The sequence below is a fragment of the Janthinobacterium sp. CG3 genome (genome assembly GCF_000344615.1).
Classification (GTDB): Bacteria; Pseudomonadota; Gammaproteobacteria; order Burkholderiales; family Burkholderiaceae_D; genus Janthinobacterium.
This window is the reverse complement of the sequence record NZ_KB467824.1, coordinates 4,107,285-4,124,827: the sequence shown is the minus strand read 5'-3', so window position 1 is coordinate 4,124,827 and position 17,543 is coordinate 4,107,285. Positions and strand designations below refer to the sequence as shown.

Below are 17,543 nucleotides of genomic sequence, written 5' to 3'. Positions count from 1 at the left end.
CGCGGAGCGGGCGGACGCCGTCGGCCCCGGCAAGACCAAACACCATGCGCTTGTAGCGTCATCCAGAAAGGCGCGCAAGCTTGTGCTAACCTGTGAAAAGCAGTCATTTTTTCCGTACCGGCCAGCCCACAAGGCTATCCGGTTCGCGCGCGTACGGTCCATCCGGCTTTCGCGCAATGCATATGAGAATAATGGAGACAAGCAATGAACGCACCAAGCAAAGGCTCGCACCTGGAGCCAGGCCAACCGTCGAACGAGATTTCGCTCAACGATAAATACACGCTCGAGCGCGGCCGCGCCTTCATGACCGGCACCCAGGCGCTGATCCGCCTGCCGATGCTGCAGCGCGAGCGCGACCTGAAGGCCGGCCTGAACACGGCCGGTTACATCACCGGCTACCGCGGCTCGCCGGTGACCAGCGTCGACATGACGGCGGTGAAGGCCAAGAAATACCTCGACGAACACCACGTCAAGTTCCACCCTGGCTTGAACGAGGACCTGGCCGCCACCGCCGTCTGGGGCACCCAGCAGACCAACCTGTTCCAGGACGCCAAGTACGACGGCGTCTTCGGCATGTGGTACGGCAAGGGCCCGGGGGTCGACCGCTGCGGCGACGTCTTCAAGCACGCCAACAACGCCGGCAGCGCCAAGCACGGCGGCGTGCTGGTGCTGGCCGGCGACGACCACGCGGCGAAATCCTCGTCGACGGCGCACCAGAGCGACCATATCCTGAACGCCTGCGGCATTCCGGTGCTGTACCCGTCGTCGGTGCAGGAATACATCGACTACGGCCTGCACGCCTGGGCCATGAGCCGCTACACCGGCCTGTGGGTGTCGATGAAGTGCGTCACCGACATCATCGAGTCCGGCGCCGCCGTCGACTTCGACCCGGACCGCGTGCAAATCGTCATGCCGGACGACTTCGAGCTGCCGCCGGGCGGCCTGAACATCCGCTGGCCGGACACCGTGCTCGACATGGAAGTGCGGATGAACAGCTACAAGTGGTACGCCGCGCTGGCCTACGCGCGCGCCAACAAGCTCAATAAAATCATCTGGGACAGCCCGAAGGCGCGCATCGGCATCATCACCGCCGGCAAGAGCTACCTCGACACGCGCCAGGCGCTGGCCGACCTCGGCATCGACGAGCAGGTCGCCTCCGACATCGGCATCCGCCTGTACAAGATCGGCATGACCTGGCCGCTGGAGTCGGACGGCGTGCACAACTTCGCCAAGGGCCTCGACGAGATCCTGGTGGTCGAGGAGAAGCGCCAGATCCTCGAATACGCCTTGAAGGAGGAGTTGTACAACCTGAAGGACGGCGAACGCCCGCGCGTGGTCGGCAAGTTCGACGACACCGGCGAGTGGAGCAACGAGCACCGCAGCGGCCACGGCGACTGGCTGTTGCCGGCCACTTACGAGTTAAATCCCGCCCTGATCGCCCGCGCCATCGCCAGCCGCATCTCGCGCTACTACGCCGGCCATCCGGTCGAGCAGCGCGTCAAGGAACGCATCGCCTTCCTGGAGGCGAAGGAAAACGTCCTCAAGACCATCAGCGTCAAGCCCGATCCGAGCAAGGACCGCACGCCGTACTTCTGCTCCGGCTGCCCGCACAACAGCTCGACCAAGGTGCCGGAAGGCTCGCGCGCGCTGGCCGGCATCGGCTGCCACTACATGGTGCTGTGGATGGACCGCGAAACCTCGACCTTCACGCACATGGGCGCGGAGGGCGTGACCTGGGTCGGCCAGGCGCCGTTCACCAACGAGAAGCACGTCTTCACCAACCTGGGCGACGGCACCTATTTCCACTCCGGCATCCTGGCGATCCGCGCGGCGGTGTCGGCCAAGGTCAACATCACCTACAAGATCCTGTTCAACGACGCCGTCGCGATGACCGGCGGCCAGGAGTTCGACGGCCCGCTGTCGCCGGCCATCATCTCGCGCCAGATCGCCGCCGAGGGCGTCGGCCCGATCATCGTCGTCACCGACGAGCCGGACAAATACCCGTCCGACTACGCCTGGGCCGAGGGCGTCACCGTGCGCCACCGCTCCGAACTGGACGCCGTGCAGCGCGAACTGCGCGAGCAGCCGGGCGTGTCGGCGATGATCTACGACCAGACCTGCGCGTCCGAGAAGCGGCGCCGCCGGAAACGCAACGAGTACCCGGACCCGGCCAAGCGCGCCGTCATCAACGAGGCCGTCTGCGAAGGCTGCGGCGACTGCAGCGTGCAGTCGAACTGCCTGTCGGTCGAGCCGCTGGAGACGGAACTGGGGCGCAAGCGCCAGATCAACCAATCCTCGTGCAACAAGGACTTTTCCTGCGTCACCGGCTTCTGCCCGAGCTTCGTGACGGTCGAGGGCGGCTCCTTGAAAAAGCCGAAGAAGGCCGCGCCCGGCGATAGCGCCATGCCGGTGCTGCCGACGCCGCGGATTCCGTCGACCGCCGAGCCGTTCGGCATCCTCGTCACCGGTATCGGCGGCACCGGCGTGGTCACCGTCGGCCAGATTTTGGCGATGGCGGCGCACGTCGAGGGCAAGGGCTGTTCGGTGCTCGACATGAGCGGGCTGGCGCAAAAAGGCGGCCCGGTGATGTCGCACGTGCGCCTGGCCGACCGCCAGGAAGACATCCACTCGACCCGCGTCGGCACCGGCGCGGCCGACCTGGTGATCGGCTGCGACCTGATCGTCACGGCCAGCCGCGACGCGCTCTCGCGCATGGGCGAGGGCCGCACCCACGCGATGATCAACTCGACCGGCTCGTCGACCGCCGCCTTCGTCAAGAACCCGGACTGGCAGTTCCCGGGCGCCTCGTCGCAGCAGGAAATCCAGAAGGCCTGCGGCGCCGGCATGGTCGACTTCATCGACGCCGGCCAGATCGCCACCGCGCTGATGGGCGACTCGATCGCGACGAATATGTTCATGCTCGGCTACGCCTGGCAAAAAGGCCGCGTGCCGCTGGGCGAGGCGGCCATCATGAAGGCGATCGACTTGAACAACGTCTCGGTGGCGTTCAACAAGGCCGCCTTCAACTGGGGCCGCTCGGCCGCGCACGACCCGGCGTCGGTGGTCAAATTGACCACGCCGTCGAAAGTGATCGAGTTCAAGCGCACCCAGACCCTCGACGACATCGTCAACAAGCGCATCGACTTGCTGACCGCCTACCAGGACGCCGGCTACGCGCAGCAGTACAAGGGCTTCGTCGACCAGGTCCGCGCCGCCGAGGCGAAGCTGGGCAAGGGTACCCGCCTGGCGGAGGCGGTGGCGCGCTACTTCTACAAGCTGATGGCGTACAAGGACGAGTATGAAGTGGCGCGCCTGTACACCGACGGCGCGTTCAAGGAGAAGATCGCCGCCATGTTCGAAGGCGACGTCACCCTCAAGTTCCACCTGGCGCCGCCGCTGCTGGCCAAGACCGACTCGAAGGGCCACCTGGTCAAGCAGGAATTCGGCCCGTGGATGATGAAGGCCTTCGGCGTGCTGGCCAAGCTGAAGGGCTTGCGCGGCGGCGCGCTCGACGTGTTCGGCTACACCGCCGAACGCAAGATGGAGCGCGCGCTGATCGGCGCCTACCGCGACACCGTCGGCGCGCTGCTGCCGAAGCTGACGGCGGACAACCTGGCGCAACTGGTGGCGATCGCCAGCATCCCCGAGGACATCCGCGGCTACGGCCACGTCAAGGAGCGCCACCTGAAGGCGGCCAAAGAGAAGGAGGCGGCGCTGCTGGCCAACTTCAACTCGCCGGCCGCGCCTGGCGGCGCCGCGCACCGCGTCGCCTGACGCCGTTCAGTTAGCGCGATTTTCGTAGGTCGGGTTAGCCGGAACGGCGTAACCCGACTGGCGTCGACAGCGGCTCGGCGTCGGATCAGGCTACGCTGATCCGACCTGCGACGCTGATACCGTAGTTACATGGCGCCCCTCAAGGGCGCCATTTTTTGTTTCCAAACGTCGCTAATAGCATATGAAAAAGCACATATATTCGTTTGCGCATTATTAAATATTTGATACTGTTGTCGTTCTTTCCGATTGTGAGAACAACAATGTCCCCGACAACAGAAAAACCGCACCCCCTTACCCTCGCCGTACTCGCCGTGTTGAGCGGCGCCAGTTGGCAGGCCGCCGCGCAAACGGCCGCCCCCGCGCCACAGGCCGTCGTCGTCACCGGCTCGCGCATCGCCCGCGCCGCGCTGGAGGGGCCGTCGGCGGTCACCGTCATCACCGCCGAGGAGATCACCCGGCAAGGCTATAAGAACGTCTTCGACGCCCTCAGCAACCAGGTGCAAAACTCCGGCTTCGTCCAGGGCGAGGACTTCGGCAACACCTTCACGCCGTCGGCCAACACGGTCAGCCTGCGCGGCCTGGGGCCCAACCACACGCTGGTGCTGATCAACGGCAGGCGCATGGCCGACTTCCCAGTGGCCTACACCGGCACGGTCAACTTCACCAACCTGACCAACATCCCCGCCAGCATCGTCGAGCGGGTGGAAATCCTCAGCGGCGGCGCCTCGGCCGTGTACGGCTCGGACGCCATCGCCGGGGTCGTCAACATCATCCTGAAAAAGGAGGCGCAGGGCGTCGACGTCAACGTCAAGCTCGGCGACAGTTCGCGCGGCGGCGGCGGCAGCAAGCGCGCGCAGCTCACCGGCGGCGCCAATTACGACAAGCTGCACGGGGTGTTCAGCGTGGAGCTGAGCGAGCGCGACATGTTGTGGAGCAATCAGCGCGACTTCATGACCTACCGCACCGGCAACCCGACCAGTGTGCTCTCGCGCAAAACCGTCAAGGGCGGCCGCTTCCAGGACCTGGGCGACACCTGCGACAAGCTGGGCGATTTGTTCGACGGCAGCGTCGTCAAGTACAGCGCCAAGAAGGGCAGTTACTGCGCCAGCCAGAAGGCGGGCGCGACTTACTGGACCACGCAGGCGCAAAACAAGAGCCAGAACTTTTCCGGCAGCGTGAATTACGAGCTGGCGCCGGAAACGGCGCTGTACGGCGACGTCCTGCTGGGCAAGAACAAGACGGAAAACAGCACGCGCGGACCGTCCTGGACCTCGGCCTCGACCAACGGCAGTTATTTCCTGAACCAGAACAGCAACGCCTACGAGGCCTGGACCCGCTACATCTCGCCCGAGGAGATCGGTGGCGCCGGGCGCTACAACCGCCGCTGGGAAGACCTGGCCGCTTCGCTGTCCTTCGGCGCCAAGGGTCGCATCCCGGGCACCGGCTGGAACTACGACGCCGGCTACAGCGCCTCGCTGTATCGCAGCAAGAACCACGCGCCGCGCGCCCTGAGCAATATCGACGCCTTCTTCCTCGGTCCCAAGCTGGGCGTCGACAGCGCCGGCGTGGCGATCTACGCGCCGGACCCGGCGCGCCTGAGCCAGCGCCTGACGCCCGCCGAGTTCGACGGCATCACCGGCAACTCGGTCAGCGACGATAAATCCTGGACCCATACCTTCAGCGTGACCACCAGCGGCGACGCGTTCACGCTGCCGGCCGGCGTGGCCAAGGTGGCGACGGTGGCGGAGGCCGGGCGGCAGGGCTTTAGCAACAGCCCCGACGCGCGCATCAACGCGGGTTTTTTCAACACCAGCGCGGCGTCCGTCGTCACCGCCGGCACGCGCAAGCGCTACGCCGTCGGCGCCGAGCTGAACGTGCCGTTGCTGAAGGCGGTCACGGGCTCGCTGGCCGGCCGCTACGACCGCTATGACTTCGCCGGCCGCGGCGACAGCAAGTTCACCTACAACGGCGGGCTGGAAATCCGCCCGGTACAGCAGGTGCTGCTGCGCGGGAACTACGCGACCAGCTTCCGCGCGCCCGACATGAACTATATCTACAAGGCGCGCGGCACCGGCTATTACTCGTCGAGCACCGATTACTACCGCTGCGCGCTGGCGGGCCAAAAGGCGGACGACTGCGACTACGGCAACGTCTCGCCGGGCGCCGACTACGTGCAGTTCGGCAGCAAGGACTTGAAGTCGGAAAAGGGCAAGTCGTTTGGCCTGGGGGCCGTCTGGTCGCCCAGCGCGAACTTCGACCTGTCGGCCGACTACTGGAACATCAAGATCGACGACCTGGTCACCAACCTGAGCGGCGACAAGTTGCTGCGCGACGAGGCCAACTGCCGCCTGGGCAAGGACGACATCAACTCGCCGTCCTGCGTCGACACGCTCGACCGCGTCAAGCGCTATCCGTTGACGGCCTTGAACAAGCCGGGCGAGATCCGGGAAATCTGGGTCAATCCGATCAACGCCGCGCACAGCAGCAGCAGCGGCTTCGACCTGAGCGCGAAGCTCCAGTGGGGCACGGCCGATTACGGGCGGTTTGTGTGGAAGGGCGCCTATTCGCGCACCGTGACTCAGCGCTCGAAGCAATTCGCCGGCGACAGCGTCAGCGACGATTTGCACAGCCTGGAGGGCACGGACTGGCCGGACAAGTTGAACACCAGCCTGAACTGGAACATCGGCGACTGGTCGCACACGCTGTTCGTCACGCGCTTCGGCAAGACGCCGGACGCGCAGCAGAAGGCCTACCTGACGCCGACCTACCTCGCCAACATCAGCACGGTGTACCGGGTCGGCAAGAACGCCACGCTGTCGCTGATCGTCAACAATGTCTTCAACAAGATCAAGACCGACACGACGGACGGCTGGCCGAACTACCCGGTCGGGCGCTACAGCCCGCTCGGCCGCCTCGGCTGGGTCGAGTTCAACTACCACTTCGACAGCTGAGCCCGGAATGGATGGGATGCGGCGCCACGGCGGCGGCCGCGTCTAACTTGACGGCATGCGGCTCAGGCGCCGGCGGCGAACACCCGCAGGCGGTGGCCGTCCGGGTCTTGCGCGACGAAGGTGTAGCCAAAGTCCATGTGCAGCGGCGCCTGCAGTATCGGCACGCCTTTGCCGAGCCAGTCGGCGTGCACGGCGTCGACGGCGTCCTTGCCGCCCTGCGCGAAGGCCACTTCGGCGCCGCCGCCGCCGGCCGCCGCCGCCGGTTCGACCGTGTGCTTCGACCACAGGCCGAGCATGACGCCGGAGTCCAGCGCGAACATGGCGAAGGTGGCCGACGCTTCGACCGGGGCGCGGCCCAGCAGGGCGGCGTAGAAGTCGGCGCTGGCCAGCGGCCGGTCGACGTAGAGGATGAAGAAGTTGGGATGGCTGACGGTTGCTGGCGACATGGCGTGGCTCCAAAATGGGGGGAAGGGGGGGCGGTGGCGCCGCCGTGCTGCGGCGACGCCGAACCGTTGAAGCCATGTTAGCGGCGCGCGCTGTCAGTTTCTGTCAGTGGTGACGCGGGCGGGGGCGCGCCGGCCCGCCGGATCGGCCCGGCTATTGCTCGGCGACGCCCTCGATCCGCCGCCACTCCTTGAGCAGGGCCTGGCGCCGGCGCGGATAGCGCTGCGCCGTCGCGCTCAGGGCGACGATGCGGTCGGTGCGGAAGTGGCGGAAGCCGCCGCGCAGCTCGCACCAGGCCGCCACCACGCGGGCGCCGTCGAAGAAGCCGACGGCGAAGGGCCAGACCGTGCGGCTGGATCGGCGGTCCTGTTGGTCGCGGTAGACGATGTCGAGCTTGCGCTCGGCGCGGATGGCGGCGCGCACCTGCGCCAGTTCGCGGTCGCCGGCCGGCTCGGCCTCGGCCGTGCCAATCAGCAGCGCGGCGGCGTCGAGTTCGTGGCGCAGCTCGGCCGGCAGCACCGCCGCGACCTTCGCCAGCAGGTTGCGCGCGGCTTCGCCCAGGCGCCGGTCGGCGTGCGCGGCGACCCAGCGCGAGCCCAGCACCAGCGCCTCGATCTCCTCCTCGGAAAACATCAGCGGCGGCAGCATGAAACCGGGCCGCAGCAGATAGCCCAGGCCCGGCTCGGCGTCGATGCGCGCGCCCTGCGCCTGCAGCGAGGCGATGTCGCGGTACAGCGTGCGCAGGCTGATCTTGAGTTCGGCGGCCAGGGTCGCGCCGCTGACCGGCTGGCGCCGGCGGCGCAGCGCTTGCATCAGTTGCAATAGGCGTTCGGCACGGGACAAGGCACACTCCTTGAAAAGACGGGCAAACCCGGCGCAAGCGCCGTTGTCAGGTTCGCCCTTGCGTTAGCGCAAATTGCTCTCGCTTGCGTGGGTTTCCGCAAAAAAAGAGAATATAATCGACTTTCTTGTTAATTCCCTAATTTTCGTCACATACGGTTCCCGCCGCCACTCTGTTGTCTCGCCAAAGAGGTGGAAATGTCGCAGCGATCAGACGCAGTCAGCCCCCCGACGGCCAGCCCCGAACACAGCCTGCGCCTGAACCTGTCGCGCAGCAGCGTCGTCGTGCTGAGCAGTTTCGGCCTGATCGCCCTGCTGCTGTTTATGCTCGGCTACCGCGTCTACCCCTTCCTGCACACCATCCTCAACACCGGCGTGTTCCTGGCCGCCGGCGTGCTGGCGCTGCTGCTGTGGGACATGGGCGCCGGCGCCGGGCGGCCGCTGCTGCGCCCCATCGCCATCAGCCTGGCGGTATCGTCGCTGTTCCAATTCGTCCACGCCATCGTCGAAGTCGAATGGTTCGGCGTGCTCGAACCGATCGCCCACGCCGAGCACTGGCTGCGGCCGGCGACTTGGCCGCCGGCCGCCTACATCCTGCCGATCGGCATCCTGTGCGCGCTGTGGCTGCGCCGCGGCGTGCTGCCGCCGGCGCGCCTGGGCCTGCTGCTGCTGGTGGGCGGCGCGGCGCTGATGCCGCCGTTTTTCCTGCTGCCCAAGTACACCGAGCCGATCGGCCTGGGCGTGACCCGGCCGACCCTGCTGTTCGTGCCGCTGTTGTGGGCCGTGGTGGCCTGGGCCTGCTGGCGCCAGCGCGGCGCCGACCGCCTGCTGCCGTCGCTGGCGTTGATGGCGGCGGTGCTGGTGGGCGCGCACGCGGCGATGGTGTATTCGCGCGAGACGGCCGACACGCCGGCGATGGCGGCGCACCTGGTGATCGTGGCGGCCTACCTGACCTTGCTGTTTTCGCTGATGCGCCACGCCGCCACCGACATGCTCGAGCGCAGCCGCGCCGAGCGCGAACTGGCCCAGCTGAACCTGATCCTCGAGCAGCGCGTCTCCGAGCGCACCGCCCAGCTGGAACTGGCCAACCAGTCGCTGCAGGGCCAGATCGCGGTGCGGCTGCGGGCCGAGCGCACGCTCGAGACCCAGCTCAGCCGGCTCGACCTGCTGAACCACATTACCCGCGCCATCGGCGAGCGGCTCGACCTGAAGAGCATTTTGCAGGTGGTGGTGCGCAGCCTGGAGGACAAGCTGCAGATCGATTTTTGCTGCATCTGCCTGTACGACGGCCACGCCGAGCAGCTCACCGTCAGTTGCGTCGGCGTCCACAGCGCCGAGCTGGCGCTGGCGCTGGCGATGGGCGAGCAAGCCGTCGTCGGCGTCGACCAGAACGGCCTGGGACGCTGCGTCCACGGCGAGCTGGTGTACGAACCCGACATCGCCCTGGTGGCGTTCCCGTTCGCCCAGCGGCTGGCCGGCGGCGGCCTGCGCGCGCTGGTGGTGGCGCCGCTGCTGGTCGAGAGCACCGTCTTCGGCGTGCTGGTGACGGCGCGCCGCGCCGAGGCCAGCTTCAGCGGCGGCGACTGCGAATTCCTGCGCCAGCTCAGCGAGCACGTCGCGCTGGCGGCGCACCAGGCCCAGTTGCACTCGGCGCTGCAGCAGTCGTTCGACGAGCTGCGCCGTACCCAGCAGATCGTGCTGCAGCAGGAGCGCCTGCGCGCGCTGGGGCAGATGGCCAGCGGTATCGCCCACGACATCAACAACGCCATCTCGCCGGTGGCGCTGTACACCGAGTCGCTGCTGGAAACCGAGCCGGGGCTGAGCGCGCGCGCCCGCGCCTACCTGGAAACGATCCAGCGCGCCATCGACGACGTCGCCCAGACGGTGGCGCGGATGCGCGAGTTCTACCGCCAGCAAGAGCCGCAGATGCGCCTGGCGCCGGTGCAACTGAACCTGCTGGTGGGCCAGGTGCTGGGCCTGACGCGGGTGCGCTGGCAGGACATGCCGCAGCAAAGCGGCGTCGTTATCGAGCTGGCGACGCTGCTGGCGCCGGAGCTGCCGGCCGTGATGGGGGTCGAGAGCGAGATCCGCGAGGCGCTCATCAACCTGGTCTTCAACGCCGTCGACGCGATGCCCGAGGGCGGCGTGCTGACGCTGCGCACGCGCGTGGCGACGCTGGCCGGACCGGACGGCAAGCCGGCGCCGCGCGTCTGCGTCGAGGTGGCCGACACCGGCGTCGGCATGGACCCGGACACGCGCCGGCGCTGCCTGGAACCGTTCTTCACCACCAAGGGCGAGCGCGGCACCGGCCTGGGCCTGGCGATGGTGTACGGCGTGGCGCAGCGCCACAAAGCCGAGATTGAAATCGACAGCTGGGAGGGCGCCGGCAGCGTGCTGCGCCTGCTGTTCGCGCCGGTGCGCGTGGCCGAGGTGGCGCCGGCCGGCGCGCCGGCGGCGCTGGCGTATGCGTTGCCGCCGCGGCTGCGCCTGCTGGTGATCGACGACGACCCGGTGCTGCTCAAGTCGCTGCGCAACATCCTCGAAACCGACGGCCACGTGGTCAGCACCGCGCACGGCGGCGCCGACGGCGTGGCCGCGTTCGAGGCGGCGCAGGCCGGGCCGACGCCGTTCGCCGCCGTCGTCACCGACCTGGGCATGCCCTACGTCGACGGCCGCCAGGTGGCCGCCGCCATCAAGCGCTGCGCCCCGGACACGCCGGTGATCCTGCTGACCGGCTGGGGCGCGCAATTGATCGAGGACGGCGACATTCCGGCCCACGTCGACCACGTGCTGAGCAAGCCGCCCAAGCTGCGCGAACTGCGCGCCGCGCTGGCCGGCCACGACCCGCGCGCCGCCGTCCAGGGGGAGGACCATGACGACGCCCGCACCTGAGAGCATCCGCGTGCTGGTGGTCGACGACGAGGCCGCGCACATGCAGGCGCTGTGCGACACGCTGCGCGACTACGGCTACCAGACGCTCGGCTTCACCGCCGGCGAGCCGGCGCTGGCGGCGCTGGCCGAGGGCCGCTACCAGCTGCTGCTGGCCGACCTGATGATGCCGGGCATGGACGGCATCACGCTGCTGCAGCAGGCGCTGCTGGCCGACCCCGACCTGGCCTGCCTGATCATGACCGGCGCCGGCACCATCACCAGCGCGGTCGAGGCGATGCAACTGGGCGCGCTCGACTACATCCTGAAACCGTTCAAGCTGAGCGTGATCCTGCCGGTGCTCAAGCGCGCGCTGGCGATGCGCCAGCTGCGCGTCGACAAGGCGCGGGTCGAGCAGAGCCTGCGCGAGCGAGCGGCCGAGCTGGCCGAGGCGAACCGCGCGCTCGACCTGGCGCGGGCGCAGGCGGAGCTGGCCAGCCGCGCCAAGTCGTCCTTCATCTCCAGCATGAGCCACGAGCTGCGCACGCCGCTCAACGCGATCCTCGGCTTTTCCCACATCCTCAGCTCGGCCACGCTGCCGTCGACGCCGGCGCAAAAGCGCGAATTCGCCGCGCACATTTTGAAATCGTCGAAGCACCTGCTGGTGCTGATCAACGAAATCCTCGACCTCGCCAAAGTCGAATCGGGCACCATGGAACTGGACGTGCAGACGGTGCCGCTGCAGGAGCTGATCCGCGAATGCACGGCGCTGATCGAGCCGCTGTGCGCGGCGCGCAGCGTGCGCCTGGACGCGTTGGCGCCGACCGAGCTGGGCGTGCGCGCCGACCCGACCCGGCTCAAGCAAATTCTGCTGAACCTGCTCTCGAACGCCGCCAAATACAACCGCGAGCACGGCAGCGTGGGGCTGCAGTGCCGGCGTATCGGCGCGCGCGTGCGCATCAGCGTGCTCGACACCGGCCCCGGGTTGCGGCCGGACCAGATCGCCGGGCTGTTCCAGCCCTTCAACCGGCTCGGCCAGGAAGGCGGCAGCGAGGAGGGCACCGGCATCGGCCTGGTGGTGACGCGCCGCCTGGTCGAGTTGATGGGCGGCGCCATCGGCGCGGCCAGCGCGCCGGGCGAGGGCAGCGAATTTTGGATCGACCTGCCGGCCGCCTGAGCCGCCACAAGGCCGGGGTCGGACCTTCTCGCCGGGTTACGCCGCTGGTTTGGTGTTGCGGCGCGCCGGCAGGGCGGGCATAAGCCGTCTATAATTTCCCTTCCGCCATCCTTGCCTTTTTAACCATACTGCTTTCGGAGTCCGTCCCATGATGCGTTCTGCGTTGTTGTTTGCCCTGTTCGCCAGTCCCCTGGTATCGGCCGCCGCGCCCGATCCGCTGAGCAGCGTGTCCGAGCGCTCCGGCTTCCAGCGCACCGGCCGCTACGACGAGGTGGTGCAACTGTGCGGCGCCTTCCAGAAAGCCTATCCGAAGGCGGTGCGCTGCGTCGAGTTCGGCCGCACCCCGGAGGGCCGGCCGATGCTGGCGCTGGCGGTCTCGCGCAGCGGCGCGCTGACGCCGGCCGCGGCCCGCCGCCGCGGCCTGCCGGTGCTGCTGGTGCAGGGCGGCATCCACGCCGGCGAAATCGACGGCAAGGACGCCGGCTTCCTGGCGCTGCGCGAGGCGCTCGCGGGCCGCGCCGCGGCCGGCGCGCTGGAGCGGCAGGTGCTGCTGTTCGTACCGGTCTTTAATGTCGACGGCCACGAGCGCTTTGGCCGGTGGAACCGGCCGAACCAGCGCGGCCCGGTGGAAATGGGCTGGCGCACGACGGCGCAGAACTACAACCTGAACCGCGACTACGCCAAGGCCGACGCGCCCGAGATGCAGGCCATGCTGGCGCTGGTGAACGCCTGGGACCCGCTCGCCTACGTCGACCTGCACGTCACCGACGGCGCCAAGTTCGAGGCCGACGTCTCGATCCAGGTCGAGCCGACCCGCGCCGGCGACGCCGCGCTGCTGCCGCTCGGCGTGGCGTTGCGCGACGGCGTCATGGCCGACCTGGCCAGACAGGGTTCCGACCCGAAGCCGTTCTACATGTCCTTCGCCCGCACCGACGAGCCACAGTCGGGCTTTGTCGACGCGGTTGCCACCCCGCGCTTCTCCAGCGGCTATTTCCAGCTGCGCAACCGCTTCGCCATGCTGGTCGAGATCCATTCGTGGAAGGACTACCCGACCCGGGTACGGGTGACGCGCAACACCATCGTCTCGCTGCTGGAGCGGGTCGCCGCGCACGGCGCCGGCTGGTTGAAGGAGGCGCATGAAGCCGACGCGCGCGCCAGCGCGCTGGCCGGCGCCGCGGTGCCGCTCAGCTACAAAACCGGCGAGCAAAGCCGCATGATCGACTTCCGCGGCTACGCCTACACGCGCACGCCGTCGGAGGTGTCCGGCGCCTTGATGACGCGCTACGACGAGAGCACGCCGCAAACCTGGCGGGTGCCGCTGCGCGAGCAGATCCTGGCCGACTTGTCGGTGACGGCGCCGGCCGGCGGCTACCTGGTGCCGGCGGCGCACGCGGCGCGGGTCGGCGCCAAGCTGGGGCAGCACGGCATCGCCTTCACGACGCTGGCGGCGGCGCCCGGCAGCGTTGAGGTCGAGACCTTCCGCGCCGAGCAGGCCAAGTTCGGCGCGCAGTCGTTCGAGGGGCGCCAGACGCTCGCCGTGACGGGGGCGTGGAAGGCGCAGAGGCGCGAGGTCGGCGCCGGCGCGCTGTTCGTGCCGATCGCCCAGCCGAAGGCGCGCCTGGTGATGGCGCTGCTGGAGCCGCAGGCGCCCGATTCGATGCTGGCCTGGGGGGACTTCAACAGCGCCTTCGAGCGCAAGGAATACATGGAAGACTACGTCGCCGAGGAGGTCGCGCGCGAGCAGATGGCGGCCGACCCGGCGCTCGCCGCCGCCTTCAAGGCCAAGCTGGAGAGCGAGCCGGCGTTCGCCCAAAGCGCCGCCGACCGGCTGGAGTTTTTCGCCCGCCGGCACGCCTCGTGGGACGAGCGCTTCAAGCTGTACCCGGTGATGCGCAGCGCCAAGGTGTATTGACGCGGACGCGCCCGCGCCGGCGGCTCCGCGGTGGGCCTTTATCGCGGCGCTGGCGCGGCAAGGAAAGGGCGCCACCCCGGCGCTTCGCCTCGGGTTGGTCCCGTTAGCGTTGCCGGCTTGCGCGCATCGACTACAGCGCCTGCAGCGCGATGGTGGCGCCGAAGGTGGTCGGCGTCGAGCACGGCTCCTCGTCGAAGGCGATGTCGCCCAGCGGGCTGGCGACGCCGTCCGCCTTCAGGTCGCCGAAGGCGAACAGGTCGCGGTCGAGCAGGTGCGACGGCGCCACGTTCGACAGCGCCGAGAAGATGCTGTCGACCCGGCCCGGGTGCTTCTTGTCCCATTCGCGCATCAGGTTCTTGATCTGCTTGCGCTGCAGGTTCTCCTGCGAGCCGCACAGGTCGCAGGGGATGATCGGGAAGCCCTTGACCTCGGCGTAGCGCTCGCTGTCGGCTTCCTTCACGTAGGCCATCGGCCGGATCACGATGTGGCGGCCGTCGTCCGATTGCAGCTTGGCCGGCATGCTTTTCAGTTTGCCGCCGAAGAACATGTTGAGGAAGAAGGTTTCGAGGATGTCGTCGCGGTGGTGGCCCAGCGCGATCTTGGTCGCGCCCAGCTCGTCGGCGACGCGGTACAGGATGCCGCGGCGCAGGCGCGAGCACAGCGAGCAGGTGGTCTTGCCCTCGGGGATCAGGCGCTTGACGATGCTGTAGGTGTCCTGGTTCTCGATGTGGAAGGCGACGCCCAGCTTGGTCAGGTAGGCCGGCAGGATGTCGGCCGGGAAGTTCGGCTGCTTCTGGTCGAGGTTGACGGCGATGATCTCGAAATGGATCGGCGCCCGCTCGCGCAGCGTCATCAGGATGTCGAGCAGGGCGTAGCTGTCCTTGCCGCCGGACAGGCAGACCATCACCTTGTCGCCCTCTTCGATCATGTTGAAGTCGCCGATGGCCTGGCCGACCAGGCGGCACAGGCGCTTGTGCAGCTTGTTGTTTTCCAGCGCGGTCTTTTCGACCTGCTTGGCGCTCGGCGCGGCGGCCGCGGCCGCGTCCGTCGCCAGGGCTTCGGCGTTCATACGTTGTCCTTGATCTGGAACACTTCGACGCCGACGCCTTCGCAGTCCGGGTAGACGTCCGGCTTCATCGTCGAAACGCGCGCTGCGCGCACGCGCGGGTGCGCCAGCATGGCCGCGACGACGTCGTCGACCAGGCTTTCCTGCAGGTGCACATGGCCCTGCGCCATGCGCTTGGCGATGGTTTCGCGCATGAAGTCGTAGTCGACCACTTCGTCGAGGTGGTCGGCGTGCGGCGTCGACAGCGCCAGCGGGATGTACAGGTCGACGTTGATCAGGACGCGCTGCTCGCCCTTTTTCTCGAAGTCGTGCACGCCGATGTTGATCAGCACTTCGTAGTTGCGCAGGAACAGGCGGCGGCAGTCGGTCAGACGGGGGTGGGACAGGGCGGACAACATAGTTTTTACCTTTTATCGGAATGCGGGAATACACATGGGGTGGATCTACTGGGCGCCGAACATCACGTCGCGCGCCAGCGGCGTCAGGTGCTGGCCGCCGTCGACCAGCAGGGTGGTGCCGGTCAGCGCGCGCGCCCGCGCCACGTAGCAGACGCTGTCGGCCACGTCCTCGGGCGTGCTGGAGCGCCCCAGCGGCGTGGCCTGGTGCGCTTTTTCGAAGCCGGCGGCGGACTGCTCGCCGGACACCAGCGTGATGCCCGGGGCGATGCCGACCACCCGCACGGTCGGCGCCAGCGCCTGGGCCAGCAGCGTGGTGGCGGCGTGCAGCGCGGCCTTGGACAAGGTGTACGACAAAAAATCAGGATTCAGATTGTACAGTTTTTGGTCGAGCAGGTTGACCACCACGGCCTGGGCGCCGGCCGGCGTGGCCGCGTGCAGCGCCTGCGCCAGCAGGATGGGCGCGGCCAGGTTGGCGTGCATGTGGGCGTCCAGCCGGGCGGTGCCGAAGTCGGCGGCGCTGTCGTAGTCGAACAGCGAGGCGCTGTTGACGACGCAGCCGACCGGCCCCAGCGCGGCGGCGGCGCGCGCCAGCAACTGGCGCACCTGGTCCTGCTCGGCCAGGTCGCAGCGCAGCGCGGCGGCGCGCCGGCCCAGCGCCTCGATCTCGGCCACGGTGGCCAGCGCCTCGGCCTCGGAATGGCGGTAGTGGACGGCGACGTCCCAGCCGTCGCGCGCCAGGCCGAGCGCGATGGCGCGGCCGATGCGCCGCGCCGCGCCCGTGACGAGGGCGACCTTGGCCGGGCCGGGGTGCTGCGCTGTGGTGTGCTGCGTCATGGCGGTTCGCTTACGTAAATGATTGGACGGGTTGATGCGTATCCCGGTATAAAGTGGCGGCGCGGCGCGCCGATTCGCTACAATGCCGGAATGTCCCTTCCCGCACCCACTAGCGACGCGCTGGCCGCGTCCCACGCCCTGCAGCACCGGATCGCCGCCGAGATCGAGCGGCAATCGGGCGCCATCCCCTTCCGCCGTTTCATGGAGCTGGCGCTGTACGCGCCCGACCTCGGCTATTACAGCGGCGGCGCGGCCAAGCTCGGCAAGGATGGCGATTTTACAACGGCGCCCGAGCTGACGGCGCTGTTCGGCGCGGCGCTGGCCCAGGTCGCAGCCGCTATTATGGCGCAAAGCGCGCCGCGCATTCTCGAATTCGGCGCCGGCACCGGCAAGCTGGCGCACGACATGCTGACCGAGCTGGCGCGCGCCGGCGTGCACGTCGAGCAGTACGCCATCGTCGAACTGTCGGGCGAGCTGCGGGCGCGCCAGGAGCTGGCGCTGGCCGCCTTCCCGCAGGTGCGCTGGCTGGACAACTTCCCCGACGCCTTCAGCGGCGCGGTGTTCGGCAACGAGGTGCTCGACGCGATGCCGGTCGACCTGGTCAGCAAGACCCCGGCCGGCTGGTGCGAACTCGACGTCGGTATCGAGGACGGCCGTTTCGCCTTCGTCGAGCGGCCGGCCGGCGCCGCCGCGCTGGCGCAGATCGCCGCCCAGATACCGCAGCCGGAGGCGTTGCCGGTCGGCTACGTCAGCGAAATCCACGGCGTCGCCTGCGGCTTCATGCGCTCGCTGGCGCGGATGCTGGGGGCCGGCGCGGGCGGCGCGGCGGTGCTGCTCGACTACGGTTTCCCGGCGCACGAATACTATCTGGGCCAGCGCGCCGCCGGCACCCTGATGTGCCATTACCGCCACCACGCCCACGCCGACCCGTTTTACCTGCCGGGCCTGCAGGACATTACCGCCCACGTCGATTTCACGGCGATGGCGCTGGCGGCGCAGGACGCCGGCCTGGACGTGCTCGGGTATATGAGCCAGGCCGCCTTCCTGCTCGGCGCCGGCGTCGGCGAGCTGCTGCTGCGCACCGACCCGGCCGACGCGATGGCCTATCTGCCGCAGGCCAACGCGCTGCAAAAACTGGTCTCGCCGGCCGAGATGGGCGAGCTGTTCAAGGTGCTGGCGGTGGGCCGCGGCGTGCAACTGCCGGCGGCGCTGCTGGCGGGCGACCGCAGCCACCGGCTGTAGGACCAGCCAATGGCGCTGTTGGCTTGCCAAATCGGCT

Annotated in this window: 11 protein-coding genes; 6 read left to right on the top strand and 5 right to left on the bottom strand. The window is 68.5% G+C overall.

The window, feature by feature from the left end; genetic code table 11:
- Positions 1–204: 204 nt before the first annotated feature.
- Together JANGC3_RS0118195 and JANGC3_RS0118190 are read left to right on the top strand one after the other, a co-directional pair.
- On the top strand, positions 205–3,774 hold the full coding sequence (locus tag JANGC3_RS0118195; protein WP_017877918.1) for an indolepyruvate ferredoxin oxidoreductase family protein: 3,570 nt from the start codon (positions 205–207) through the stop codon (positions 3,772–3,774).
- Positions 3,775–4,034: 260 nt separating this feature from the next.
- Positions 4,035–6,725: a TonB-dependent receptor plug domain-containing protein gene (locus JANGC3_RS0118190; RefSeq protein WP_051068327.1), complete on the top strand. Its 2,691-nt coding sequence runs from the start codon at positions 4,035–4,037 to the stop codon at positions 6,723–6,725.
- A 62-nt stretch (positions 6,726–6,787) separates the two neighbouring features.
- Here the strand turns inward: JANGC3_RS0118190 and JANGC3_RS0118185 are convergent, their stop codons facing one another.
- Positions 6,788–7,171, bottom strand: coding sequence for a VOC family protein (locus JANGC3_RS0118185; protein ID WP_017877916.1), 384 nt, complete (start codon positions 7,169–7,171; stop codon positions 6,788–6,790).
- 151 nt (positions 7,172–7,322) lie between these two features.
- Positions 7,323–8,012 carry a helix-turn-helix transcriptional regulator gene (locus JANGC3_RS0118180; protein ID WP_026133147.1) on the bottom strand — a complete coding sequence of 230 codons (690 nt, stop codon included), beginning with the start codon at positions 8,010–8,012 and terminating at the stop codon, positions 7,323–7,325.
- A gap of 195 nt (positions 8,013–8,207) precedes the next feature.
- On the opposite strand from JANGC3_RS0118180, the gene JANGC3_RS0118175 reads away from it, so the two are divergent.
- From JANGC3_RS0118175 to JANGC3_RS0118165, 3 genes are all read left to right on the top strand, one after another.
- Positions 8,208–10,901 carry an ATP-binding protein gene (locus JANGC3_RS0118175; RefSeq protein WP_232429727.1) on the top strand — a complete coding sequence of 898 codons (2,694 nt, stop codon included), beginning with the start codon at positions 8,208–8,210 and terminating at the stop codon, positions 10,899–10,901.
- Positions 10,882–12,054, top strand: a complete 1,173-nt coding sequence (locus JANGC3_RS29580; protein WP_035788817.1) for a hybrid sensor histidine kinase/response regulator — start codon at positions 10,882–10,884, stop codon at positions 12,052–12,054. The genes JANGC3_RS0118175 and JANGC3_RS29580 overlap by 20 nt, the downstream gene beginning before the upstream one ends.
- 148 nt (positions 12,055–12,202) lie before the next feature.
- Complete coding sequence (locus JANGC3_RS0118165; protein WP_017877912.1) at positions 12,203–13,966, top strand: M14 family zinc carboxypeptidase; 1,764 nt, start codon at positions 12,203–12,205, stop codon at positions 13,964–13,966.
- A 130-nt stretch (positions 13,967–14,096) separates the two neighbouring features.
- On the opposite strand, the gene ttcA is transcribed toward JANGC3_RS0118165, so the two are convergent.
- From ttcA to JANGC3_RS0118150, 3 genes are read right to left on the bottom strand one after another with little or no spacing between them, the layout of a single operon-like run.
- Positions 14,097–15,035, bottom strand: coding sequence for a tRNA 2-thiocytidine(32) synthetase TtcA (gene ttcA / locus JANGC3_RS0118160; protein WP_017877911.1), 939 nt, complete (start codon positions 15,033–15,035; stop codon positions 14,097–14,099).
- Positions 15,032–15,430: a dihydroneopterin aldolase gene (locus JANGC3_RS0118155; protein ID WP_017877910.1), complete on the bottom strand. Its 399-nt coding sequence runs from the start codon at positions 15,428–15,430 to the stop codon at positions 15,032–15,034. The genes ttcA and JANGC3_RS0118155 overlap by 4 nt, the downstream gene beginning before the upstream one ends.
- A 45-nt stretch (positions 15,431–15,475) precedes the next feature.
- Entirely contained in the window at positions 15,476–16,264 is a 789-nt protein-coding gene (locus JANGC3_RS0118150) for an SDR family oxidoreductase (protein WP_017877909.1), read from the bottom strand.
- A gap of 90 nt (positions 16,265–16,354) precedes the next feature.
- Between JANGC3_RS0118150 and JANGC3_RS0118145 the strand changes: the two genes are divergently transcribed.
- The gene (locus JANGC3_RS0118145; protein WP_017877908.1) at positions 16,355–17,506 is read left to right on the top strand and encodes a class I SAM-dependent methyltransferase; all 1,152 of its coding nucleotides are present in this window, start codon (positions 16,355–16,357) and stop codon (positions 17,504–17,506) included.
- Positions 17,507–17,543: the final 37 nt, after the last annotated feature.

Coding starts and splice junctions, on each gene's coding strand:
- JANGC3_RS0118175 (WP_232429727.1), top strand. CDS start 8,208: ATGTCGCAGCGATCAGACGCAGTCAGCCCCCCGACGGCCAGCCCCGAA.
- JANGC3_RS0118150 (WP_017877909.1), bottom strand. CDS start 16,264: ATGACGCAGCACACCACAGCGCAGCACCCCGGCCCGGCCAAGGTCGCC.
- JANGC3_RS29580 (WP_035788817.1), top strand. CDS start 10,882: ATGACGACGCCCGCACCTGAGAGCATCCGCGTGCTGGTGGTCGACGAC.
- JANGC3_RS0118185 (WP_017877916.1), bottom strand. CDS start 7,171: ATGTCGCCAGCAACCGTCAGCCATCCCAACTTCTTCATCCTCTACGTC.
- JANGC3_RS0118155 (WP_017877910.1), bottom strand. CDS start 15,430: ATGTTGTCCGCCCTGTCCCACCCCCGTCTGACCGACTGCCGCCGCCTG.
- JANGC3_RS0118145 (WP_017877908.1), top strand. CDS start 16,355: ATGTCCCTTCCCGCACCCACTAGCGACGCGCTGGCCGCGTCCCACGCC.
- JANGC3_RS0118165 (WP_017877912.1), top strand. CDS start 12,203: ATGATGCGTTCTGCGTTGTTGTTTGCCCTGTTCGCCAGTCCCCTGGTA.
- JANGC3_RS0118190 (WP_051068327.1), top strand. CDS start 4,035: ATGTCCCCGACAACAGAAAAACCGCACCCCCTTACCCTCGCCGTACTC.
- JANGC3_RS0118195 (WP_017877918.1), top strand. CDS start 205: ATGAACGCACCAAGCAAAGGCTCGCACCTGGAGCCAGGCCAACCGTCG.
- ttcA (WP_017877911.1), bottom strand. CDS start 15,035: ATGAACGCCGAAGCCCTGGCGACGGACGCGGCCGCGGCCGCCGCGCCG.